Source organism: Inhella proteolytica, from assembly GCF_016093275.1.
Classification (GTDB): domain Bacteria; phylum Pseudomonadota; class Gammaproteobacteria; order Burkholderiales; family Burkholderiaceae_C; genus Inhella; species Inhella proteolytica.
The window spans coordinates 450,966-473,331 of sequence record NZ_JAEDAK010000001.1 but is presented as its reverse complement, the minus strand read 5'-3'; the positions used below and the strand labels follow the sequence as shown (position 1 = coordinate 473,331).

At 72.0% G+C, this 22,366-nt stretch carries 14 protein-coding genes; 5 read left to right on the top strand and 9 right to left on the bottom strand.

Annotated features, from left to right (window positions below; genetic code table 11):
• The first annotated feature begins 72 nt into the window (after positions 1-72).
• The 3 genes from I7X39_RS02095 to I7X39_RS02085 are packed head-to-tail and all read left to right on the top strand — an operon-like array spanning position 73 to position 7,042.
• The gene (locus I7X39_RS02095) at positions 73-2,229 is read left to right on the top strand and encodes a CHAT domain-containing protein (RefSeq protein ID WP_198109287.1); all 2,157 of its coding nucleotides are present in this window, start codon (positions 73-75) and stop codon (positions 2,227-2,229) included.
• Positions 2,226-5,447 (top strand): two-partner secretion domain-containing protein, encoded by a 3,222-nt coding sequence (locus tag I7X39_RS02090; protein ID WP_198109286.1) that lies wholly within the window; start codon positions 2,226-2,228, stop codon positions 5,445-5,447. The genes I7X39_RS02095 and I7X39_RS02090 overlap by 4 nt, the downstream gene beginning before the upstream one ends.
• Positions 5,444-7,042 (top strand): ShlB/FhaC/HecB family hemolysin secretion/activation protein, encoded by a 1,599-nt coding sequence (locus I7X39_RS02085; RefSeq protein WP_198109285.1) that lies wholly within the window; start codon positions 5,444-5,446, stop codon positions 7,040-7,042. The genes I7X39_RS02090 and I7X39_RS02085 overlap by 4 nt, the downstream gene beginning before the upstream one ends.
• Before the next feature lie 12 nt (positions 7,043-7,054).
• On the opposite strand, the gene I7X39_RS02080 is transcribed toward I7X39_RS02085, so the two are convergent.
• The 4 genes from I7X39_RS02080 to I7X39_RS02065 form a co-directional block, all read right to left on the bottom strand.
• Positions 7,055-8,587, bottom strand: coding sequence for a metallophosphoesterase family protein (locus tag I7X39_RS02080; RefSeq protein WP_198109284.1), 1,533 nt, complete (start codon positions 8,585-8,587; stop codon positions 7,055-7,057).
• Entirely contained in the window at positions 8,584-9,993 is a 1,410-nt protein-coding gene (locus I7X39_RS02075) for a metallophosphoesterase family protein (RefSeq protein WP_198109283.1), read from the bottom strand. The genes I7X39_RS02080 and I7X39_RS02075 overlap by 4 nt, the downstream gene beginning before the upstream one ends.
• Entirely contained in the window at positions 9,972-11,183 is a 1,212-nt protein-coding gene (locus I7X39_RS02070; protein ID WP_198109282.1) for a metallophosphoesterase family protein, read from the bottom strand. The genes I7X39_RS02075 and I7X39_RS02070 overlap by 22 nt, the downstream gene beginning before the upstream one ends.
• A gap of 401 nt (positions 11,184-11,584) precedes the next feature.
• Complete coding sequence (locus I7X39_RS02065; protein WP_198109281.1) at positions 11,585-12,898, bottom strand: metallophosphoesterase family protein; 1,314 nt, start codon at positions 12,896-12,898, stop codon at positions 11,585-11,587.
• A gap of 623 nt (positions 12,899-13,521) precedes the next feature.
• On the opposite strand from I7X39_RS02065, the gene I7X39_RS02060 reads away from it, so the two are divergent.
• Positions 13,522-13,863, top strand: coding sequence for a hypothetical protein (locus I7X39_RS02060; protein ID WP_198109280.1), 342 nt, complete (start codon positions 13,522-13,524; stop codon positions 13,861-13,863).
• Between the two features lie 340 nt (positions 13,864-14,203).
• Here the strand turns inward: I7X39_RS02060 and I7X39_RS02055 are convergent, their stop codons facing one another.
• The 4 genes from I7X39_RS02055 to I7X39_RS02040 all read right to left on the bottom strand — a co-directional run bounded on the left by I7X39_RS02055 (position 14,204) and on the right by I7X39_RS02040 (position 19,117).
• Positions 14,204-14,767, bottom strand: coding sequence for a DUF1643 domain-containing protein (locus I7X39_RS02055; protein ID WP_198109279.1), 564 nt, complete (start codon positions 14,765-14,767; stop codon positions 14,204-14,206).
• 110 nt (positions 14,768-14,877) lie between these two features.
• On the bottom strand, positions 14,878-16,215 hold the full coding sequence (locus I7X39_RS02050; RefSeq protein WP_198109278.1) for a Spy/CpxP family protein refolding chaperone: 1,338 nt from the start codon (positions 16,213-16,215) through the stop codon (positions 14,878-14,880).
• Positions 16,216-16,255: 40 nt separating this feature from the next.
• Positions 16,256-16,828: a hypothetical protein gene (locus tag I7X39_RS02045; RefSeq protein ID WP_198109277.1), complete on the bottom strand. Its 573-nt coding sequence runs from the start codon at positions 16,826-16,828 to the stop codon at positions 16,256-16,258.
• Entirely contained in the window at positions 16,829-19,117 is a 2,289-nt protein-coding gene (locus I7X39_RS02040; protein ID WP_198109276.1) for a YHYH protein, read from the bottom strand.
• Between the two features lie 148 nt (positions 19,118-19,265).
• Here I7X39_RS02040 and I7X39_RS02035 point away from each other — a divergent pair, with 148 nt between their 5' ends.
• Positions 19,266-20,963, top strand: a complete 1,698-nt coding sequence (locus I7X39_RS02035; RefSeq protein WP_198109275.1) for a PHA/PHB synthase family protein — start codon at positions 19,266-19,268, stop codon at positions 20,961-20,963.
• A 3-nt stretch (positions 20,964-20,966) separates the two neighbouring features.
• On the opposite strand, the gene I7X39_RS23570 is transcribed toward I7X39_RS02035, so the two are convergent.
• Positions 20,967-22,343, bottom strand: coding sequence for an AMP-binding protein (locus I7X39_RS23570; protein WP_198109274.1), 1,377 nt, complete (start codon positions 22,341-22,343; stop codon positions 20,967-20,969).
• Positions 22,344-22,366 lie beyond the last annotated feature (23 nt).

The window sequence follows — 22,366 nt, the reverse complement described above, 5'->3', positions numbered from 1 at the left end:
GCCATGGCGCAAGCGGGGGAAGCTGACTAAGCTGCGGCAGCGCGCTGGTGCCGCGCGCTGTCGGAGAACCCCATGCGATTGCCCGCCGTGCTTGCGCTGTGTTGGTGCCTGGCCTTGGCTGGGCCCGCCCGTGCCGATGCCCGCCTGAGCGAGGCCGAGCGCCTGCGCGAGGCCGGCGCCCTGATCCAGGCCGAAGGCCTGCTGCGCGAGACGCCTCCTACCGATCCCAGTCTGCTGCGCCGTTGGCGCCTGAGCCAGGCTTTGGTGGCCTTGCAGCTGCGCCGCGCGGACGAAGCCGAGGCGCTGCTGGACCCTTTGCTCACCGAGGCCCGCGGCGACGAGCGCGCACTGCTGCTGTTGGCCCAGGGGCAGCTGGCCGAGCAGCGCGGCCAGCGGGACGCCGCGCTGGAAAGCTACGGCGCCGTGGAGCTGATTCCCGGCGCCGGCGTGGCCCTGCAGCAGCGTGCCTGGCTGCACAAGGCGCGGCTCAGCGGCAAGAGCGAAGAGGTGCTGGATGGGCTCGCGGCGCTGGAGCCGCAACTGAACGAGCCGGGTCTGCAGCTGGAGCTCGGCCGCCTGGCCCAGCGCTTCGGCCTGGAGCCCATGGCCTACCGGGCCTTCGAGCGCAGCCTGATGCAGAGCCAAGACCCACGCCTGCGCGCGGCGGCGCTGGACGGCCAGGCCGGCCTGTACGAAGCCGCCGGGCGCCGCGACGAAGCCCGCACGCTGACCCTGCACGCGCTGGAACAGCTCAAGGACCTGGATGCCGCCCAGAGCGCGGAGATGGGCGTGCGCCTGCAGTTCCGCCTGGCCCGGCTGAACAAGGAAAACCCTGCGGCCGCCCTGGCGGCCTACCAGCGCGCCGTCAGCCAGCTGGAGGCGCTGCGCGCTGACTGGCCGCTGGAAGAGGCCGACGGTCAATCCAGCCAGCTCACGCTGTTCCAGCCGCTCTACCTGGGCCTGGTGGACGGCCTGCTGCAGCAGGCCCGCGCGCGCCAGCAAGACCAGGACCTGCTGCGCCGCGCCCGAGACGCGCTGGAGCAGCTGCGCCAGGCCGAGATCCAGGACTACCTGGGCGATCGCTGCGAGGTCGACGCGCTCAAGGGTGGCCAATCCCAGGCCCTGCCCAGCGGCAGTGCGGCCATCTACCCCGTGCTGCTGGATGACCGCCTGGAGCTGCTGGTCGAGGACAGCCGCGGCCTGGCCTTGTTCCGCAGCACGGTGCCGCCGGGCGAGGTGCGCCAGGCCGCCACCCTGCTGGCGCGCCAGCTGCGGGAGCGCACGCCGGGCTTCGAACCCGCAGCGCGCCGGCTCTACCAGGCCCTGCTGCAGCCCCTGGAAGGCTGGCTGGCTGAGCGGGGCGTGGGCAGCCTCGTCTGGGTCAGCGACGGACCCTTGCGCCTCATCCCCATGGGGGTTCTTCACGACGGCCAGCGCTTCGCGCTGGAGCGCTGGACGCACGCCAGCACCCTGGGCCTGAGCATGACCAACACCCAGGCGCCGGGGCTGCACACGCGGCCCGGTGCCCTGCTGGCGGGCACGTCCGAGTTCGGGCCGGTGGTGCAGCGCCTGGCCGGCGAGGCCTGGGCGCAATCGATGACGCGCGCCCTGGTGCCCGCCGGTCAGGCCCCGGAAACCGTGTCTCGCGAACTGCAGGAGCGCCGCCTAGCCGACGCGCTGCGCCTGCCTGGTGTGGGTGTGGAGCTGGACCGACTGGGCGACCTGGTGGGCGGCCGCACGCTGCGCGAAGCCGCCTTCACCGTGCAGGGCTTCGGCACGGCCATGCAGGCCGGCAGCCCGCGCGTGGTGCACCTGGCCTCGCACGGGCTGTTCGGCGGTTCGGCCGCCACCAGCTACCTGCTCGCTTACGACGACCTGCTGACCCTTGGCAACCTGCAGACCCTGCTGCAGGGCGAGAACCAGCGCCGTCAGCCCATCGAGCTGTTGAGCCTTTCGGCCTGCCAGACCGCCGAAGGCAACGAGCGCGCCCCGCTCGGCATCGCCGGCGCGGCCATCAAGGCCCGTGCCCGCGCCGTGCTGGGCAGCCTGTGGCCGGTGGACGACGCCGCCACCGTGCGCCTGATGACGGGTTTCTACGCCGCCTGGCTGCAGAACGGCCAGGGCAAGGCCGCCGCCCTGCGCGAGGCGCAGCTGCAGTTGCTGCGCGATCCCGCCACCCGCCACCCCTTCTACTGGGCCTCGTTCGCCCTGATCGGAAACTGGCTATGACCCGCTGCCCCTTCCGAACCCTGGCGCTCTGCGCCGCTCTGACCCTGGCCTGGCCCGTGGCTGCGCAGGCGCAGATCGCTCCCATCCGCACCGACGGCAGTGCCGGCCCGGCGGTGGACATCCGCGGCCCGCTGCTGCTGATCCCGGAAAGCCTGGGCAAGCTGCAGGGCGCCAACCTGTTCCACAGCTTCCAGCACTTCAACATCCCGACCGGCGAGACGGCGCGCTTCACGGTGCAGAGCCCCGGCGTGGCGCATGTGATCAGCCGTGTCACGGGTGGCCTGCCTTCCTTCCTGGACGGCAGCCTGGAGCTCAAGGCTGCGCAGGGCAGCCCGGCCTTCTACTTCATCAACCCGGCCGGCGTGGTGTTCGGCAGCGAGGCCCGCATCGACGTGCCGGCGGGCTTCCACGTCAGCACCGCGCCACAGTTGCAGCTGGCCGATGGCAGCCAATGGGCCACCACGGGCGGCAGCAGCTTCAGCGCAGCCGCGCCGGAGGCCTTTGGGTTCCTGGGGGGTGCAAGGGCGGCGCCGATCGCGCTGTTGCCGGGGGCGGTGCTGGCGCCGCCCCGGGGTGAACCTGTGCTGCTGGCGGCGGGGGATATCGAGATTCGCGGTGGCCAGCTGGCTGGCAGCGGTGCGCTGCGGCTCGCAGCGACGGGAGATGCCGCCACCAGCGTGCGCTTTGGGGTCAGCCCGCCCGAAGGGCTGAATGGCGAGCTGCGCCTGGGCGAAGGCAGCTTCCTTTTCGCGGCCGCCATCCGCGAGAACGCCGCCGGGCCAATCGAACTGAGTGCTGGCTCGATTGCCCTGAGCGGCAATTCCGCCATCAGTGCCACCACCTGGCAGGGCGGCACCGGCCCCAGCGGCGCCGTGTCGCTGCGTGCCTTGGACTCGATTGCACTGTCGGAGGGCAGCTACATCACCACCGGCAGCACGAATCGGGCGGCAGCCGGCGACGTGAGCCTGCAGGCGCGGCGCATCGAGCTGTCGGGCGGCAGCTACGTGCAGACCCTGGCCGAGGCCGAGGGGTCCAGCGGTTCGGTCCAACTCATGGCCAGCCAGGAGCTGGTGCTGCGCGATGGCGGGAAGGTACTTAGCAATGCCTTCGCAGCTGGCAATTCGGGCGATCTGCTGCTGCAGGCGCCGCGGCTGCTGCTCGACTCGGGGGCTCAGGTCATCACATCCTCCTACGCCAGCGGCAATGCAGGCGGCATCCAACTCGTGGGGACCGAGCAGCTGCGGCTGGCCAATGGGGGCGAGGTGCAGTCCTTCGGCCTGAGCACGGGCAGCACCGGGCTGGTGTGGCTGCAGGGCGGCACGGTGTTGCTGGAGCCGGGCGCCTACGTCAACAGCAACGCATCCGGCGTGGGGAACCGCACGGGCGACGTGCTGATCCAGGCGAGCGGCCTGCTGCTGATGAACCAGGCCAATGTGTGGACCTTCGGGCTCGAAGGCGCCACCAGCGCGGACGTGCTCTTGACCGGGCAGGACATCCGCCTGCAAGGCAAGAGCAGCGTGATCGCGAGCTCGCTCGACGGCCAGGGCCGCCCCGGCAGCATCGGCCTGAGTGCGACGGGCAAAGTCGAAGTGCTCGGTGAGTCCTCGGTGTCCTCAACAACCTTCAGCCCCTTCGAGGGCGGCACGCTGCTGATGGAGGGCACCCATATCCGCATCGATGAGGGCTCGCGGGTCGAGAGCTCGACCTACGCGGCAGGCAACGCCGGGCGCATCGTGCTGGCCGCTACCGAGTCCCTGCTGATCAACGACAAGAGCTCGGTGCAGAGCGCCACCGGCGGCAAGGGCAACTCGGGTCAGATCGGGCTGCTGGCCAAGAACATCACCATCAACAACCAGGCCATGGTGTTCTCCAGCGCCAGCACCGGCGATACCGGCAAGGCCGGCGACGTGCTGGTGCAGGCCGAAGACACCCTTCGCATGGCGGGACGCGCCTACATCGACACGAGCAGCTACGGGCTCAGCTCCGAGGGCGGCAATGTGCTGCTTCAGGCCGGCTCGTTGGTCGAGATCGGCAATGCCTCGGTGCTCAGCACCACCTTTTCATCCGGCCGCGCCGGGCGGGTGGCACTGATCTCCGATGGCCTGGTCCAGTTGAATCCGGCCGCCATCATCTCGACGGAGACTGGAGGCAAAGGCTCGGGTGGGGACATTGCCTTCATTGCCAAAGACATGAAGGCCACGGGTGCGATCGTGTACAGCCGGGCGGCGCTGGGGTCGAGCGGCAATGCGGGCTCGGTCAGCGGCTTGGTGGGCGGTGAGCTTCGGATCGAGGGCTCGCATTTCAGCAGCGGCACGTACGGCGCGGGGGGCGGCGGCTCGGTCGACCTCGGGGCGGTGCATCTGGTGCTGGATGGCGGCAGCCGCATCGACGCGCGTGCCGAGGTTGGCTCGTCAGGCCAAACCGGCAACCTCAACCTGGTCGGCACGGAGTCGCTTTCGATCCAGGGCGGCAGCGATGTGGCTATCACCAACCTGGCCCATGTGGCGTCACCCGGCAGCATCTCGACAACCAAGATCAGCCTGGCGGCGCCCTCGCTGCGCATCGATCAGGGGGAGGTGTCGGCCGCTTCGACCCGCAACATCGCCGCCAGCGAGATCGAGCTCGTCGGTGTCAACAGCCTCAACCTGAACCAGGCCCTGGTGAGCACCTCGGCCCAGGACGGCAATGGCGGGCGCGTGAGCCTGCGCAGCGAAGGCCTGATGCACCTCAACCGCGCCGCCGTGACGACCTCTGTGCTGGGCCAGCAGGGCAACGGTGGCGACATCGGCGTCACCGCCCAGATCCTCTGGCTCGACAACGGCTTCGTGCAAGCCAACAGCGCCGCCCAGGGCGGGCAGGGCGGGGTGGTGAATTTGGACGTGGGCGCGGTGGTGGCCAGCGGCAACCGCGTCACCCTGGGCGGCCAGGTGCCGCTGGTGTTTGAGCAACCGCGCCAGGCCTACAACGCCATCCAGGCCGTGGCGCCGGACGGCGTGAACGGCAGCATCCAACTGGCCAATCCCCTGCAAGACCTGAGCGCCAGCCTGGCCCTGCTGGACGCCCGCCTGCCCGACCCGGCCCGCCTGGGCCAAAGCCCCTGCGACCGGCGCAGCGGCAGCAGCCTGGCGCTGAGCGGCCGTGGTGGCCTGGCCGGGCAGGCCTTGCCCGGAGGGCCGCCCGGGCGGCCCGCCCAGGTGCTGGCTGGGAGCTGCCCATGAAGGCGCTGCGTGTGAGCTGGCTGCTGCTGCCCCTGCTGGCCGCCGCGCAGGAACGCTTGCCGCCCGTCCCGCCGACGGTGCTGGCGGCCAGCCCGGCGCGGCTGATCGAGCGGCTGGAGCTGCAGGGGGTGCAAGCCCTGCCGCTGGACCTGTTCGAGAGCGCCGCCAAGCCGTGGCTGGGGCGGCCGCTGGATGAGGGCGAGATCGAAGCGCTGCGCCAGCGGCTGACGCGCGTCTATGTGGAGCATGGCTTCGTGAACTCCGGCCTGCTGCTGGCGCAGGAACAGGGCAGTGGCACGGTGTTGCGCCTGCGAGCCATCGAGGGGCGCCTGACCCAGGTGCAGCTGCGCGGGTTGGCAGGGCTGAACCCCGCGCATGTGCAGGCGCGGCTGGGCAGTACCGAAGGCGCACTGAACATGGACGCGCTGCGCGAGCGCTTCCAGCTGCTGCTGAACGACCCGCTGCTGGCCCGTGTGCAGGCGCGCCTGCTGCCCGGCGAGCGCCTGGGCGAGGCGGTGCTGGACATCGAGGTGGAGCGCGCGCGGCCCTGGAAGCTCAGCGCCTTCGCCAACAACCACCGCCCGGTCTCGGTGGGCGAGGGGGCGCTGGGCCTGCGCGGTCAGCTCAGCAACCTCAGCGGTCAGGGCGATCAACTCGATGCCCTGCTGCTGTGGCCGCTGGAAGGCGAGGGCTCTCGCAAGGGCCAGCAGCGGCTGGACTGGCGCACGCCGCTGACCGCCTGGGGCGCGCCGTTCACGCAGGTCCATGTGGCGGCCGAGCGCAGCGACTCCGCCATCGTGGAGGAACCGGTGCGCGAGCTCGACATCCGCAGCGCCACGCGCGGCTGGGAGCTGGGTGTGAGCCAGCTCTGGAGCGAAAGCAGCGCGCGCCGCCACAGCAGCGGCTTGCAGGCGCAGGCGCGGCGCCAGCGCAGCACGCTGCTGGGGGAGGCCTACTCCTTCACCGCTGGTGTGCCCGACGGCCGCGTGCGCGAAACCGTCTGGCGGCTGTGGCATGAAACCCAGTGGCGCAGCCCGCAGCAGGTGCTGGTGCTGCGCGGCAACTTCAACTGGGGTCACAACAACGTGCAGCGCGAAGCGGCCGTGCCCGGCCTGGAAGGCGCGCCCGCGCCACGCTTCCAGTACGCCACGCTGCAGGCGCAGTGGCTGCGCAAGCTGGGGCCTGAGGGCCTGAGCCTGAGCGCACGCCTGCTGGCCCAGGCCAGCCGGGACCGGCTGCTGCCCAGCAGCGGCATCGCGCTGGGCGGAGTGAACAGCGTGCGCGGCCAGCGCGAGAACCAGGCGGTGCGCGACGAAGGCTGGGTGGCCAACCTGGGCCTGCCCTGGGTCTGGAAAGACGGGCAGGGCGGTGGCCTGCGGGTGGAACTCGAACCCTTCTACGACCACGGGCGCGTGCGCAACCGCGGCCAGGCCTGGGTGGAGCTGGCCTCGGCCGGCCTGGCGCTGAAGCTGGGCTGGCGCGGTGCGCTGCTGGAGATCGTCGCCGCCGAGCGGGTGCGCGGTGATGCGGCCTCCACGCAGAAGGACAGCCTGCAGGACCGTGGCCTTCACGTGCAGGCCAGTTACGCCTTTTGAATCGGGTGCGCTTTAGCGGGGTTTGAGCTCGTAGCGAAAAGCCGGCTGGGTGGCGCTGCCGTCGGTGGGGGCATCCGCCGGCAGCCAGCTGCGCAGGTATTCCACCGTCGCCCGCTCGGGCTCCACGGTGACGCGCAGGCGGCCGGAGTTGGGCAGCTTGTCGCCGCTGCGGTAGCGATCGAAGAAGTAGGGCGTGTAGTTCGGGTCGGCCGGCTCGGGTACGGTCTGGTAGGTCACGCCGTCCAGCTCCTGGCGCACGAAGACATGGTCGTGGCCCTGGAAGAAGCCGGTGACACCGTGCTTCACAAAGAGGCCGTGAATGGGCAGCGGCCAGCCGGGGCGCCGCTGGGCGAATTCGTCGCGGCCGCGCGGGTCCTTGCCGCCCCACTCGTACAGGCCGGCCATCTCCACGCCGCCACGGCCGGTGCCCAGCACATGGTGGGCGAACACGAACTTGAAGCGGGCCTTGCTGGTGGCCAGGGTCTCAGCCAGCCAGCGGTACTGGGCCTCGCCCAGGGTGATGGCCCAGAGGTCGCGCTTGGGTTTGGCCTCGGCCTTGCCATCGCCTTCATCGCGCCCGCCGCCCTTGTCTCGTTTGTCGCGCGAGCCCAGCTGGTTGTCCACCGCCTCGGGGCTGTGCCAGTAGGGGTCGATGATGACGAACAGCGCATCGCCCCAGGTCCACGCGTGGTAGTCCCGCAGCAGGCCGATGTGCTCCACCGGCGTGGGGTTGCCGCTGTAGAAGTGATTGGGCGTGGGCAGCGGGAAGAGGCGGTTGCGTGCGGTCTGCGCCCACACGGCCACGTTGTTCGGCGTGCCGTCCAGGTTGGCGCGGGCGGCCTGCTCGTGGTTGCCGTTCACCAGGAACAGCGGCGCCGTCTGCCCCACCAGGGCCAGGAAGGGGCGCTGCAGCTGGTAGCGCTGGGCCACGCTGGTGGGGTTCAGTTCGTGCAGGGTGTCGACGCTGAAGTCGTCGCCCAGGGTCAGGTAGAAATCCGGGCGGTCGGCCGCGGCGGCGCGCAGGGTCTGGGCGTAGAGCGCGGGGTCAAACTGGTGGGCGCGTTCGGGGTGGGAATCGCCTTGCAGTTCGAACACGAAGCGGCTGCCCGGCGCGCGCTGGGTGTGGAAGCCCTGCTCGGGCTGGGCGGCATGGCCGGCTTCGCCGGGGCGGCGCAGCAGCACGCGGTAGCGGTAGGCCTGGTTGGGCTGCAGGCCTTGCAGTTCGGTCTCCAGGGGCGTGCCGGGCTGCAGGCGCAGCCAGGGGCCGCGTTGCCAGTCTGTGGCGGTGGCGGCGCGGTACTCCACTTGCGCGTCCAGCCCCTCAGCGGCGAGCAGGCTGAGCGCCACGCTGCGCTCGGTGGGGCGGCCCAGCAGCACGGAGAAGCGCTCGAGCGCGGCCACGTCAGGGGCCACTTCGGCGGGCAGGGTCAGGGCGTGGCGCGGCGGGCCTTTGCGGCGCGGGCGTTCGCTGCGTTCATCCTGGGCGGGGGTGGCCAGGCTCAGCAGCAGGGCCAGGGCGGCGGATAGGGCTTGCGTGCCATTCATGGGGTGCGAGCGGGAACGGTGAATTGGTGCAGCACCTGGCCCGGGCGGGCGGCGCTGAGGTAGTCGACCTGCAGGCGCTCGGGCGTCACCGCCACGCGCAGGATGCCGGCGTCGCCCCGGATGACGCCCTGGCGGTAGCCATAGGCCGCGCCCTCGTGGCGGTCGCCGGGGTGGCCGGGCTGGGGCACTTCCTGGTAGACGATGCCCTCGTGCGACTGGTGGGCGTAGAGGTGGTCGTGGCCATGGAAGACCACGCTCACGCCGGTGCGCTTGAGCAGCGCGTGGATCGGTTCTTCCCAGCCGGGCCGCTGGGCCGCCAGGCCCGGGCTGTCGTCGGCATTCAGGCCGCCCCATTCGCCGTAGGGCACGGCCTCGGCGCCCCCGCGGCCCTGACGGTCGGCCCCACCCACCAGCTGGTGCACGAACACGAGCTTGTGGCGGGCGCGGCTGCCCTCCAGGGTCTGGCGCAGCCAGCGGTATTGCGCCTCGCCCAGCGTCAGCTCCCAGCGCTCCGCGCCCCGCCGGGCGCTGCCGTGCCAGTAGGGGTTGAGCACCACGAACAAGGCGTCGCCCCAGGTCCAGGCGTAGTGGTCCTGCAGCGGGCCGGCGTGCAGGTCGGGCATGGCGTTGCCGCTGTAGAAGCCGTCGGGCTCGGGGTTGGGGAAGTGGCGCTTGCGCTGCTGGTTGGCCCACACGGCCAGGCTGTCCGCCCCGCCGCGCTGCAGCTTGCGGTCTTCGCCGTCGTGGTTGCCCAGCACCAGGAAGAGCGGCACGCCAAGCTGGCCGAAGTAGTGGCGCTGCTGCAGGTATTGCGCGGCGGCGGGCTCGCGAGCGGCGTGTTTGTCCACCATGAAGGTGTCGCCCAGGTCGATGTGGAAATGCGGCTGCGCCGCCCGCGCCTGGGCCAGCGCCTGCTGGTAGAGGGCGGGGTCGGTGTTCTGGTCCAGGTGCGAATCGGCGCTGAGCGTGAAGCTGAAGGCGCTGCCCGGCGCCGGCTGGGTGTGGAAGCGTCCGCTCGCCAGCTCGGCGCCGGTGGCGTCCTTCACCACGTAGCGGTGGGCGCGGGCGGTGGCCAAGTTTTGCAGGGTGAACTGCTCTGGCTCGCCCGGGCGCAGGGTCAGCGTGCGGCTGCTGGCCGCAGCGCCCTCGGGTTGAAGCTGCCACTGCACCGCGCGCTCCTGCCAGTGCGAGAGCAACGAGACCGTCACTCCCTGCGCGGTGGGCCGGCCCAGGATCACGTCCACGCCCGGCTGCGCGGTGAAGGGCGCGCTCTGGTGCGGCGGGCCCTGGCGGCGGCGCGGCTCGGGCTCGGCCGGCTGGGCCAGTGCGGCCCAGGCCAGGGCCGCGCCCAGGGCGGCCAGACCGGCGCTCAAGCGACGGCGTGTCAGGGTGCGGAAAGCGTCCATCGGTCGTCCACCTGGGCGTTGCGACGGGTGGCAGTTTCCTGCGTCGGCAGCCAGGCGCGCACGTATTCGCTGGTCACGCCGCCCGGGCCCACGCTGATGCGCAGATGGCCCGAGCTGCTCTGCACGGTGCCGGTGTTGTAGTGGTAGTCCCGCGCCAGGGTGGCGCCGTTGCTGAAGTTCGCCGCGCTGGGCTGCGGCACGGCCTGGTAGACCACGCCGTCCAGCGCCTGCTTCACGTACAGGTGATCGTGCCCGTGGAACACGGCCGAGACCTTGTGCTGCACCAGCAGGCTGTGGATGGGCAGGCCCCAGCCCGGGCGGTGGCTGGCGAAGCCCTCGCTGCCGTCGGTGTTCTTGCCGCCCCACTCGTAGAAGGGCGCGGCCTCGACGCCGCCGCGCATCTGCCCGTCCAGCCCGCCCACCAGGTTGTGGACGAAGACGAACTTGAACTTCGCGCTGCTGCCGGCCAGGGTGTCGGCCAGCCAGCGGTACTGGCGCTCGCCCAGGCTCAGGTTCCAGGCGTCCTTGCTGGCCTGGGCGCGGCTGTTCCAGTAGGGGTCCAGCACCACGAACAGGGCATCGCCCCAGGTCCAGGCGTACCAGGCGGCGCGGGCGCCCACCAAAGGGTCTGGCAGGGTGTCGCCGCGGTAGAAGATGCCCGGCTGCGGGTTGGCGAAGTAGCGCTGGCGCGCCTGGGTGGCCCACACGGGCAGGTTGCTGGGGCTGTTGCTCGGGTTCAGCCAGCCCAGCTCGCCTTCGTGGTTGCCGTTCACCAGGAACAGCGGCACCGAGTGGCTGATGGCGCCGAAGTTGCCCCGCTCGTACACGTAGCGGCGGTTCACCACCTCGGGGCTGTCGGCGTCGTCCACCAGCGCCACCAGTGGGTCGCTGTGCTTCTCGGTCATGAAGGTGTCGCCCAGGTCGATGTGGAAGTCCGGGCGGTCGGCCAGCACGTTGGCCAGCGTGCGCTGGTAGACGGGCAGGCTGGAGTTCTCATCCAGGTGCGAATCGGCCTGGATCGTGAACACAAACGCATTGCCGGCAAGCCGCGCGGTTTGGAAGCGCGCCAAGGGCCCCGGCGTGGCGGCCGTGGCACCGGTGGCCAGCAGGTGCACGCGGTACTGGTACTCGGTATTGGGCGTCAGTCCAGAGAGCGTGAGTTCCAGCGGCTGCCCTGCTTGCAGCGCCACAGCGGCCGTTTGCTGTGTGGCCCCACCTGCGCTCGGCCCGTAGGCGATGCTGACCTGTCCAGACTGAGCGGCCGAGAGCAGTTTCAACACGATGGTGCTGCCCGTAGGGGCGCCGAGGAGCACAGTGCCGTCGAAGGCAGGGGACGGTGCCGGTGCGGGAGCCGGTGCGGGAGCCGGTGCGGGAGCCGGTGCGGGAGCCGGTGCGGGAGCCGGTGCGGGAGCCGGTGCGGGAGCCGGTGCGGGAGCCGGTGCGGGAGCCGGTGCGGGAGCCGGTGCAGGAGCCGGTGCAGGAGCCGGTGCGGGAGCCGGTGCAGGAGCCGGTGCTCCGCCACCACCGCCACAGGCCAGCAGTGCCAACAAGGAGGTGGTGGCGCCCAGGGCGCGCAGGGGGTGAGAAGGCGTCATGGCAGGCGGTAGCTGAAGACGGTGGATCCATGCACGCGGGTGGCGCTCTCGTCGCGCTGCAGCAGGCTGCGCACGTAGTCCACCTGCACGCCCTCGGGGGCTACACGCACGCGGGTGTAGCCGCTGTTGGGGAACTTGTCGCCGCTCTGGAAGGCGTCGGCATTCCAGAGCGTGTAGTTCGGGTCGGCGGGCTCGGAGACGGTCTGGTAGGTCACCCCGTCCAGCTTCTGCCGCACCCAGATGTGGTCGTGGCCCTGGAAGAAGATGGTCACGCCGGTGCGCGCCATCAGGCGGTGGAGGGGCTCCGTCCAGTTCGGGCGTTTGACCGGGAAGTCGAACTGCCCGCCGGCGCTTTCGCCGCCCCATTCCCACAGCTTGGCCAGTTCCACGCCGCCGCGGCCGGTGCCCATCACGTGGTGGGCGAACACGAACTTGTAGCGGGCCGTGCTGCCCTCCAGCGTGCGCTTGAGCCATTGGTACTGCGCGTCGCCATGGGTCACGTCCCATAGATTGCTGCGCTTGGTCCCGTCGCCCAGCACGTTGTCCACCGCCACGGGGGAGTGCCAGTAGGGGTCGATGACCACGAACAGCGCGTCCCCCCAGCTCCAGGCGAAGTAGTTGCGCAGCAGGCCGATGTGCGGCACCGGCGTGGGGTTGCCGCTGTAGAAGCCGTCCGGCGCCGGCTGCGCGTACAGGCTGTTGCGTGCGTTCTGCGCCCACACCGCCACGTTGTTGGGCGTGCCGTCCAGCAGGTAGCCGGCGGCCTGTTCGTGGTTGCCGTTCACCAGGAACAGCGGCGCCTGCTTGCCGATCAGCCCCAGGTAGGGCCGCTGCAGCGTGTAGCGCTCCAGCACCTTGGGCTGGGTGATGGTGAGCGGGTCCAGCGTGTCCACGCTGAAGTCGTCGCCCATCAGCACGTAGAAGTCCGGCTGGTCCGCCGCGGCGGTGAGCAGGGTGCGGGTGTAGAGGTCCGGGTCGAACTGGCTTCTGAGCCGCTCGGGGTGGGAGTCGCCCTGCAACGCGAAGGTGAAGCTGCTGCCAGGCGGTCGCGCGGTCATGAAGCTGGCTTCGTCCCCCGGCGCACCGGCCGTGCCGCTGCTGGGCTGGAAGTAGAGGCGGTAGTAGTGCCGCGTGTTGGGCGCCAGGCCCTCCAGCGCGATCTCCAGCGGCTGCCCGGCCACCAGGGCGCGGGCCGGCGTCTGCGTGCCCAGCTGGCCCGAGCGCGTGCCATAGACCAGCCACACCGTGCCGGCCTGGTCCGGCGCAAACACATTGAGCTTGATGCTGCTGCCCGTGGGCGAGCCCAGCACCACATTGCCGCGGAAGCTGCTGGTGCCGGGGGGCGGGGCGGGTGTTGGGGCTGGCGCGGGGGGCGGCGCAGGCGTGGGAGCGGGTGCAGGAGCAGGCGCGGGAGCAGGCGCGGGAGCAGGCGCGGGAGCAGGCGCGGGGGCAGGAGCAGGCGCGGGGGCAGGAGCAGGCGCGGGGGCAGGAGCAGGCGCGGGTGCAGGAGCAGGCGCGGGAGCAGGCGCGGGAGCAGGCGCGGGGGCAGGAGCAGGCGCGGGGGCAGGAGCAGGCGCGGGTGCAGGAGCAGGCGCGGGTGCAGGAGCGGGTGCCAGGCTACCGCTCGCCCCGCCGCCGCCGCAGCCGTTCAGCACCGCCAGCGCGGCGGCCAGCACCATCGCATGCGTACGGGTCCGCGGCGTCCGGGCGGGGAAGGTGGGAACTTGGGAGGATGCAGAAGACGGGCGCGGCATGGACTTCCTTGAGGGCCCTGTGGGGCACCAAATCGAAGCCGATGCTAGGAATCCCGCCCGGTTGCCCCATGACAAGCGCGTCATGCAGCGGTTGGGTGACAGCGCTGTCATCCATCGCCGTGTGCGGTGGGCTGCAATGGCACCAGCACCCGCCCGCTCATCGATACCGGAGACTGACCATGACTTGTTTGCGCCACCCCGCACGCCCTCTGCGGGCCGGTCCGGCCGCCCTTGCCCTGGCTGCCCTGCTGCTGACCGTCAGCAGCCCCGGCAGCGCCAAGAGTGCGGACCCTGCCGTGGTAGCCGCCCGCCAGCAACTGGAAGCTGACAAGGCCCGCCTGCGTGCTGACAAGGCCGCTGGCAACAAGGCCGCCCTGGCTGCCGACCGCGCGGCGCTGCAGGCCGACAAGCAGCGTCTGGAGGCCGACAAGCAGCGTCTGGAGGCCGCCAAGGCCAGTGCCCAGGCCCAGCGCCCCACCAAGGCGCGCGGGCCCCGGGCTCCGGCCAGCGGCACGCCCTGAACCTCCAGACGCCAGCCTTCGGCTGAGCGCTTGTGGCCTCGCCTGCGTGGGAGGCCCGGGCCCGGGCCCATACGCCTGCCATGGCGCCGTGCAAGGGGTCCCGGCTCCGTCGCTCCTTGCGCACGAATGGCGTGCGCGTCGCGTATCGCTCGGCGCCGGGTGTCGGTCGCGCGATCGGCCGATCGCTACCCTGCGCCGCGCTGGCTGGCCTCAGTGCGCCGTGCCCAGCAGGGGCTGCCCTCAGGGCGCGAAGCCACAAGCCATCGTGCCGCAGCGCCGGCTCTTCTCCAGTGCGCACGCTCGGCCCGGCTGCGCCTGGATCCGAGCGAGGCGCTCACTTTCACTCACTCGAAGGCCGCCAGGCCACCGGCCGCAGGCCGGCAGGCAGGTACAGCGGGTGTCCAGGGTGACCGTCCGTGGTGAGTCGCAGGTAATGCAGTTGCGGCAGCAGGGCGCGTACGGCGGTGTGCCGGTCACGGTGGGTGCCCCGCGTGCCCCACGCGGCGACCACCACGCCTGCCTCGGTCGCCAGTCGCCGCAGGTAGGCGTCGTTCTCGGGCCCCACCGGGTCCTCCTGCGCCAGCATGTCCGCTGGCCGGGTGGCGCGGAAGGCAAAGAGGTTCGCCATGCACAGCGCGCCATAGCCCCAGGCCCGCGCAAACGCGATGCAGCGCCGGATGGTCGGGTCGTCGACCGTCTCGTCAGCAGTGCTCGGATTCAAGCCCACGAACATCGCGTGCGGTCCGTCTCCCCAGCGTCGCCACAGGGCGTACCGGTAGCGGCGGCAAGGGCTCAGATGGGCGCCGCGCTGCATCGCATGGCTGCCTGCGCTGGCGATCCGGTCCTTGGAGGCGCTCGGCCCCGCAGGTGTGTGTGCGTTTTCGAACAAGGGCTTGGGGTCCATGTGTCTCAGCTCTCGCGTTGCCTAGGCATTCTTTGGCAAAGCGGACCAGCCCTGTCGGGGTTCGCCTCCGTTCGATCGCCCCCTTGAAAGCGCAATGCGGGCGCCAACGTTCAACGCCCGTCAAAAAAGCCCTGCGTGCGCTCCGCCTCCGCCAAGCCCGCCGCATCCAGCGGCGCCGCGTACAGGAATGGCCCCGTGGGGTCGCGCGGGTCGTGGGGGCTGCGCTCGCGCAGTTGGATCAGTGCGCTGCGCTGCGCCGGGCTCAGGCTCTGGCCCACCTGGGCGAAGGCCTGGGCATAGAGGAAGGCCAGGTCGCCGTCCAGCTCGCCGTAGCGGCGGGAGAGCGCCTGGATCTGCGCGGCGTCGGGTTTCTCACCGGTCAGGAAGCGGCGCAGCTCGGTGGCGATCTGGCGGCGCAGCTGGGCGATCTCCTGCAGCTGCGGGCGCTGCAGGTCGGGCAGGGCCTCGATGAGGGCGCGCTGGGTGGGGTTGAGCAGGGTCAGGAAGTCGGCGCCGGCGTCGCCGGTCAGGGCGGTGCTGATGGCGAAGTCCTGCTTGCCCAGGGCGGGCGCGGTCTTGAGGCCGAAGCCGCCGAAGTACATGGCGTGGCGCTCGGGGCAGAAGTAGGTGTCGGCGTCCAGGCCGCCGCCCTGCCAGGCAAAGAGCTCGCTGGCGTGGGTCATCAGGGCCACGTCGATGTCGTGCGGCAGGCTGCGGCGCTCGGGTGGCTCGAAGGCGTCGGGCCAGGTGCGGGAGTCGCCGAACTTCAGGCGGGCCAGCTGCGCGCGCTGCTCGGCGTTCAGGCCGCGCAGCACGCGGGCCATGGCCTCGGCGCGCTTGGTGGCGATGCGGCCGTCCAGTTCGTACAGCGCGGCGGAATGCGCGCGCACGGCGGCGCGGTTCAGCGGCGCCTTGGCCGCCGGGCCGCTGCGCTCCAGGGTCTGGCGGAAGGCCTTGATGAGGGGCAGGCGCAGCAGCGCGAAGCGGCGCACGTCCGCCTGCTGGGCCTGGGCGGCCTGGATGAGTTCGGCGCGCTGGGCGGGGTTCAGGATGGCCAGGGTGTTGAAGGCGATGCGGGTCAGGAAGGCCGGGCTGTGGCCGCCCTGCACGGCGTCGGTGTCGCGCAGGGATTGGAAGCCGAAGTAGTCGGACACCTTGCCGGGCGGCAGGAAGGTGTCGGCGGCGAAATCGCCCGTGAGGAAGGCCAGACCGCTGAAGGCGATGGTGTGGAGCTGGGCGCGGTCGGACATGGCTTGCTGCAGCGAGTAGCGCTGCGCGCCAGGGCGGGGTGGGCGCTGGGTGTCGTCGCGGCGATCGGGACGATCCGGTCGATCGCGGCGGTCCGTGCGCTCGGGGCGCTCCGGTCGATCCGGCGGCGGGGGCTCGGTGGCCCCCACGGTGCTGGCGAGGGCACTGGCAAGCAGGAGGGCGGGCAGGGTTTTTCGCATGGGGATCGGTCTCGGGAGCAATCTCGGGAGCCGTCGGGGCTCAGAAGCGGAAGCGGGCCGGGCCCTCTTCAGGGCGCACCCAGCGCTGCTGGGGTTGGTAGTGCACCACCAGCAGGCGCGGCAGTTCGGGGGGGAGCTGCAGGCTCAGCGGCTCCAGCGGGCTTGGGGCCAGCCACTCGGCCTGGACCTCCAGGGCCTCGCCGTGGGCGTGTTCGTCCGGGGCCACCACGGCCTGCATGAGCTGCTGCTGCACCTGCGCCTGCACCTGGGCGGCCGTGGGCCATTGCCACTGGCTGGCGGGGTGCCAGCGGCCGTCCGCACCGGCCAGGCGGGTGCCCTGCTGCACCCGGGCCTGCGCGCGCTGCCACTGGGCCGCGAAGGCGGCGGGCTCCAGGCTGGCCATCTGCAGGGCGAATTCGGCGGCCGGCTGCTGCGGGGCCAGGCTGCGGTGCAGCAGGGCCACCAGGTTGAGCTGAAAGCGCAGGCTCAGGTGCTGGGGCTGGCGCAGCACCAGGGTCAGCCGGTCGGCTTCCAGCTCATGCGCGTGGGCTGCAGGGGAGAGACCCAGGGTCAGGGTGCAGGCCAGCAGCAGGGCCAGGGTGAGCGGGCGCATTCAGCGGCAGTAGGTGATCGGCGGCTGGGTGCTGGCCCCGGTGCCACTGGTGAACTGGAAGTTCCAGCAGGCGGACTTGCTGCGGTTGGCGGTCTGCGCCAGCAGCGCGTCCAGCGCCGCGCCGGTCACGCGCTGGTAGCGGATGCGGTAGGTGCCGGGGGCGTTGGCGTAGCTGTCGCTGCCGGTTTCGGTGGTGGTGAAGCTGCGGGCGCTGGTGAACTGCAGCACCTGGTAGCCGTCGGCGGCGTCGGTGCGCAGGGTCATGGCGGAAATCGCGAAGGGCGTGACGGGCGGCTGGCGCATGGGGCTGAACTTGGCGCTCTGGCCGGCCAGGTCGGGGCTGGGCGTGCCGCGGAAGCAGGACAGCACGTAGGGCGAGGCCTCGGTGACGTGGTAGCTGTAGCCGGCCGGGCCGTTGATCACCGGGCTGGTGTTGCCGCCGCAAATGCCATCGCGCGGGGCGGGGCTGCCGTCGGCGTTGTTGGTGCCGTAGATGGCAAAGCCATCCAGCGCCCAGCCGAGCGGGTGGGTGTCCCAGTAGCTGGCGGGCTTGGTGGCCATCAGGCAGACCGGGGCGGCGTGGTAGTGGTAATCGTCCGCCCGGCCGGCGTGGCCATTGCAGACGTCCAGCTCGCCCAGCACCTTGGTGTCGCCGTTCTGGCAGCCGCCCTGCTTGCAGGGGTTGAAGATGGGCACGCCGTTGATGGCCATGCCGATCGGGCCGTCCACCGCCGAGGTGGTGCTGGCGGCCAGGGCCGGGTTGAGCGGAATGCGCCAAGCCTTGCTGCCGTAGAAGTTCTGTGCAATGGGCACCTGCAGGTTGGTGGCGGTGATGCCGTCCATCATCGTGTGGGTGGTCAGGCCGTCGGAGCCGATGTAGGCGTAGCTGCTGTCGCAGCCCACCGTGGGCCGCCCGGTGGTGGAGACGGCCACCGAGTTGCGCACCAGCATGCAGGGCGCCGAGCTGCCGCTGGCGCTGGCGGTGCGGGCGTAGCTGAGGTTGAGCACCGCCTTGCCCAGGGTGAGCGGTGCGATGGCGGCCTGCAGGGCCTCGCCGGTGACCGGGCTGGTGCTGAGCACCGGCGCGCCGGAGAGCGCGTAGAGCGTGAAGGTGTAGGTCTTGGCGCCGGGGCCTTGCGAGCAGGGCGGTTGGTAGGCGGCCATCGGGCCGTCGCTGCCCACGCCCAGGGTGCCGGCGCCGAAGGCGTCGCGCGCCAGGGCGCTGCGGCTGGCGCTCAGGTTGTAGAGCACCCAGTTGTACTTGGTGCTGCCGTCGCCCGGCAGGGTGCTCATCAGCAGGGCGAATTCCTTGGTGCCGGCGGGCGGGTTGGCCCAGGCCAACGGCGGGCTGGAGCCGGGGCCGTCGCAGCTGTAATCCGCCGGCATGGCGCTGCCCTCGGCGCCCAGGCTGCTGGTGAGGCTGAAGCTGCTGGTGGGCGGCGGCGCCACGGGGGTCACGCTCACGGCGGCGGAAGCCGGGCTGCTGCCCACGGCATTGCGCGCCACCACGCTGCACTGGTAGGCGCTGCCGTTGCTGAGCCCACTCACGCTGAGCGGGCTGGCGCTGCCGCTGGCGCTGGCGCTGGCCGTGCCGGTGCTGCAGGTGGCGGTGTAGCCGGTCAGGGGCGAGCCGCCATCGCTGGCCGGCGCGCTGAAGCTGAGCTGGGCGCTGGCGTTGCCCGGGGTGGCGGTCAGGTTCCGCGGGGCGCTGGGCACGCTGGAGGCCGGGGGCGCGGCGCTGCAGGCCACCGGCAGGGCGCTCTGCAGCTCCAGGCGGATGCTGGGGCTGGTGCCGAGGGTGCGCAGGGTGACGTCATGGCAGCTGTCGGCCCCGTTGCCGCTGACCACCAGGCCCGGCAGGCTGAGCAGGCCGCTGGCGCCCTCGTAGCGGCCGGCGCCCTGCGCGGCGCAGCCCATCGGCGTGGCGCTGACCACCTCGACCTGGACGGGCGCCAGGTTGAGGGTGCGCAGGCTGACATCGAAGCAGCCGGACTCGGCGCCGTTGCTGACGGTGAGCGAAGGCAGCGTCAGCATGCCGCTCGGGCCTTCATAGCGGGCCAGCCCGCCGGCGGACGCCGCCAGGGCCAAGGCCTTGGTGCCGGGGCTGAGGCTGGCCAGGCCGCCAACGGCGGCCGATTCGGACGCGGCGGCGCTGATGCGCACGCCCTCCAGCGTCGGCCCCTCGGCGCCGCCGCCGCAGGCGCTCAAGGCCAAGGCCAGCGCCACGCTGGCTGCGGGCCGGTGGGGGCGGGGGAGGCGGGTGCAGACCATGGTGGGGCTCGGCGGCATGGGCCCACGGGTGGGCGACGGCACGATGCTAGGAAGGGGTGGGCGCGGGTGCATGACAAGGCAGTCATTCGGCACACGCGCCGGGCTCCGCGCGCTGGATTTGGGTTGGGTCAAGGCGCACGCGCCGCGGCCCGGGGAGCATGCGGGGATGAAACCCGAAACCCCTGCCCAGACCCTGGACCGCAAACTGCACGTGCTGGCGGCGCCCTTCACCGCCTCGCTGTCCCCGGTGTCCCTGGCGCTGGCCTGGGCGGACTGGGCCTGGCACCTGGCCGGCTCGCCGGGGCGGCAGATCGAGCTGGCCGGGCGCGCGGCCGAGCTGGGCGTGCAGACCCTGAGCTGCGCGCTGGGGCAGGGCAGCTGCGAGTTGCCCGCCGGCGCGACGGACGACGACCCGCGCTTTCGGGCCGCCGAATGGGCGCAGTGGCCCTTCAACCTGCTGCGCCAGGGCTTTCGCCAGCAGGAGCAGTTCTGGCACGAGGCCGCCAGCCTGCCTGGCATGAGCCCGCACCATGTGCAGATGGCGCGCTTCTTCGCCCGCCAGTGGCTGGGCATGCTGACGCCGGCCAATGGCCTGCTGACCAACCCGGTGGTCTTGAAGGACGCGCTCAGCAGCGGGGGCGCCCACCTGCTGCAGGGGGCACAGCACTGGCTGCAGGACCTCAGCGGCGCCCACGAACCCGCCCCGCAGGGTGCCTTCCAGGTGGGCCGCGACGTGGCGGTGACGCCGGGCCAGGTGGTGATGCGCAACCACCTGGTGGAGCTGCTGCGCTATGCCCCGCAGACCCCGCAGGTGCACCCGGAGCCGGTGCTCATCGTGCCGTCCTGGATCATGAAGTACTACATCCTGGATCTGTCGCCGCACAACTCCATGGTGCGCTGGCTGGTGGGGCAGGGGCACACCGTGTACATGCTGTCCTGGCGCAACCCGGGGGCCGAGGACGCCGGGCTCAGCATGGACGACTACCTGGAGCAGGGCGTGTTCGAGCCGCTGCGCTGGCTGGGCCAGCACCATCGCGCGGGCGTTCATCTGGCCGGCTACTGCCTGGGCGGCACGCTGGCCGCCATTGCCGCCGCGGCGGCCACGCGTGGATTGGGCGGGGCGCTGCCCAGCCTGGCCTCGCTGACGCTGTTCGCCGCGCAGACCGACTTCTCCGAGCCCGGCGAGCTGGGGCTGTTCATCGACGAGAGCCAGGTCGGCTTCCTGGACAGCCTCACACGCGAGCAGGGCTACCTGAGTGGGGAGCAGATGGCGGGCTCGTTCCAGTTCCTGCACTCGCGCGAGCTGGTGTGGACGCGGCGCATGCGCGAGTACCTGATGGGCGAGCGCGAGCAGCCCTCCGACCTGATGGCCTGGAACGCCGACACCACGCGGCTGCCGGCGCGCATGCACCACCAATACCTCACCGCGCTGTACCTGCGCAACGCGCTGGCCATCGGGCGCTACCGGGTGCAGGGCCAGCCGATCTCCTTGAGCGACCTGCGGCTGCCGCTGTTCCTGGTCGGCACCGAGCGCGACCACATCTCGCCCTGGCCCTCGGTCTACAAACTGCACCACCTGTGCGAGGCCGACGCCACCTTCGTGCTCGCCGCCGGCGGGCACAACGCGGGCATCGTCAGCGAGCCCGGTCACGCCCACCGGCACTACCGCATCGCCCACCGCGCGCCGGGCGCCGCCTGGGTGGCCGCCGAGGCCTGGCCGGCCCAGGCCGAGCTGAAGGAGGGCAGCTGGTGGCCGGCCTGGCAGGCGTGGCTGCAGGCGCGCTCCGGCAAGCCGCACCGCGCGCGGGCGCTGCCCGCCAGCAAGCTGGGGCCGGCGCCGGGGGAGTACGTGCTGCAGGCCTGACGGTCACGACGCCGTCAGCTGCCCGATCACGAAACGCGGCCGCTTGCCGCTGGGAGCAGCCGGCGCGTGCCGGAAGTGGGCGTGCAGCTCAAGCGCCACCGTGCGGGCCCCCTGCTCGGCCAAGTACTGGTGCAAAGCCTCGGCCGCGCGCTGCGGGTCGCGCGCGGCATAGACGTCCAGGCGCAGCCGGCGCGGCCCCTGCTGCGTGAGCTGAAAGTCGAACACGCCGCCGCGTTCCTCCAGCACCGTCTCCAGGGCCAAGGAGGCGATGGGCAGCGGCTGGCCCTGGTCATCCTGGAGGGTCAAAAGGGCGCTGCTGCGGCCTTGCACCTCCAACGGCGGCAAGGGGCTGCCGCAGGCGCAGGAACCGGCCGGCAGCAGGCGCACGCGGTCCATCAGGCGGTAGCGGATCAGTGGCTGCACGGTGTTGATCAGGTTGGTCAGCAGCGCGTGGTGGCCCCATTGCCCGTCCGGCACCGGGCGGTCCTGGGCGTCCACCGGCTCCAGCACCACCCAGTCGGCGTTCAGGTGCAGATGGCCGTGTTCGCACGAGTGGGCCAGCGTGAAGCACTCGCTGGCGCCGTAGGCATCGTGGACCGGCGCGCCGAACCGTTCTTGCAACGCGGCCCGGCAGGCGGGCGTCAGGGTCTCGCCGCCGGTCCAAACGGCCTGCAGCGGCAGTGCCCTGGGCGGCAGGTCTTGCGCCAGCCGGTGCGCCATGCTGGGGTAGGCGGCCAGCACCGTGGGCTGGAAGTCCTGCAGGGCGCGCAGCAGCTCGGCATGCGGGAGCAGGAAGTCGAAGGCGCAGGTGCGCGCACGCAGCCAGGGGTTCAGGGTGCGCAGGCGCTCGAAGCTCTGCACCGCAGCGAAGCGGCCTTGCGTGGCCGCGACCAGGGCGACGCGCGGGCCGCCGCGCCACCAGACGCTCGGCGGCAGCCAGCGCGCCGGGCCGCGAGCCGCTTCGAGCGCGTCGTACACCGCCAGCGCGTAGCCGTCCTGCACGAAGCAGGCCGGCGTGCCGCTGCTGCCGGAGCTTTCCCACACCAGGTAGCGGCCCCGCAGGGCGCTGCCGGGGGGCTGGCTGCGAAAGGCCGCCAGCTCGGCACTGCTCAGCCCGGGGTCGGTGCAGCCGGCCGCGAAGTCCGCCTGCAGTTCGGCCTTGTCCACTGGGGCGATCTGTTGCAGCGCCTGCTCGTCGCGCAGGGCCAGGCCGGCCAGACGCGCCCGGTAGAGCGGCGCGCGCGGCGCCACCTCCTGCAGCAGACGCAGCAGGCGGGCCCGGCGCCGCTGCTGCCACAGCAGGGCCGGGCCGCGCTGGGTGATCAGCGCATCGGCCAGCGCCCAGGCGCTGGTCCAGGGGTCGAAGGGGGTGGGGGTCACGGGCGTCCTTGGCAGGAAGCTCC

Excerpts from the sequence above, each read along its gene's own strand:
- I7X39_RS02075 (WP_198109283.1), bottom strand. The coding sequence starts at position 9,993 with ATGGACGCTTTCCGCACCCTGACACGCCGTCGCTTGAGCGCCGGTCTG.
- I7X39_RS02090 (WP_198109286.1), top strand. The coding sequence starts at position 2,226 with ATGACCCGCTGCCCCTTCCGAACCCTGGCGCTCTGCGCCGCTCTGACC.
- I7X39_RS02040 (WP_198109276.1), bottom strand. The coding sequence starts at position 19,117 with ATGCCGCCGAGCCCCACCATGGTCTGCACCCGCCTCCCCCGCCCCCAC.
- I7X39_RS02045 (WP_198109277.1), bottom strand. The coding sequence starts at position 16,828 with ATGCGCCCGCTCACCCTGGCCCTGCTGCTGGCCTGCACCCTGACCCTG.
- I7X39_RS02085 (WP_198109285.1), top strand. The coding sequence starts at position 5,444 with ATGAAGGCGCTGCGTGTGAGCTGGCTGCTGCTGCCCCTGCTGGCCGCC.
- I7X39_RS02060 (WP_198109280.1), top strand. The coding sequence starts at position 13,522 with ATGACTTGTTTGCGCCACCCCGCACGCCCTCTGCGGGCCGGTCCGGCC.
- I7X39_RS02035 (WP_198109275.1), top strand. The coding sequence starts at position 19,266 with ATGAAACCCGAAACCCCTGCCCAGACCCTGGACCGCAAACTGCACGTG.
- I7X39_RS02055 (WP_198109279.1), bottom strand. The coding sequence starts at position 14,767 with ATGGACCCCAAGCCCTTGTTCGAAAACGCACACACACCTGCGGGGCCG.
- I7X39_RS02095 (WP_198109287.1), top strand. The coding sequence starts at position 73 with ATGCGATTGCCCGCCGTGCTTGCGCTGTGTTGGTGCCTGGCCTTGGCT.
- I7X39_RS02050 (WP_198109278.1), bottom strand. The coding sequence starts at position 16,215 with ATGCGAAAAACCCTGCCCGCCCTCCTGCTTGCCAGTGCCCTCGCCAGC.
- I7X39_RS02080 (WP_198109284.1), bottom strand. The coding sequence starts at position 8,587 with ATGAATGGCACGCAAGCCCTATCCGCCGCCCTGGCCCTGCTGCTGAGC.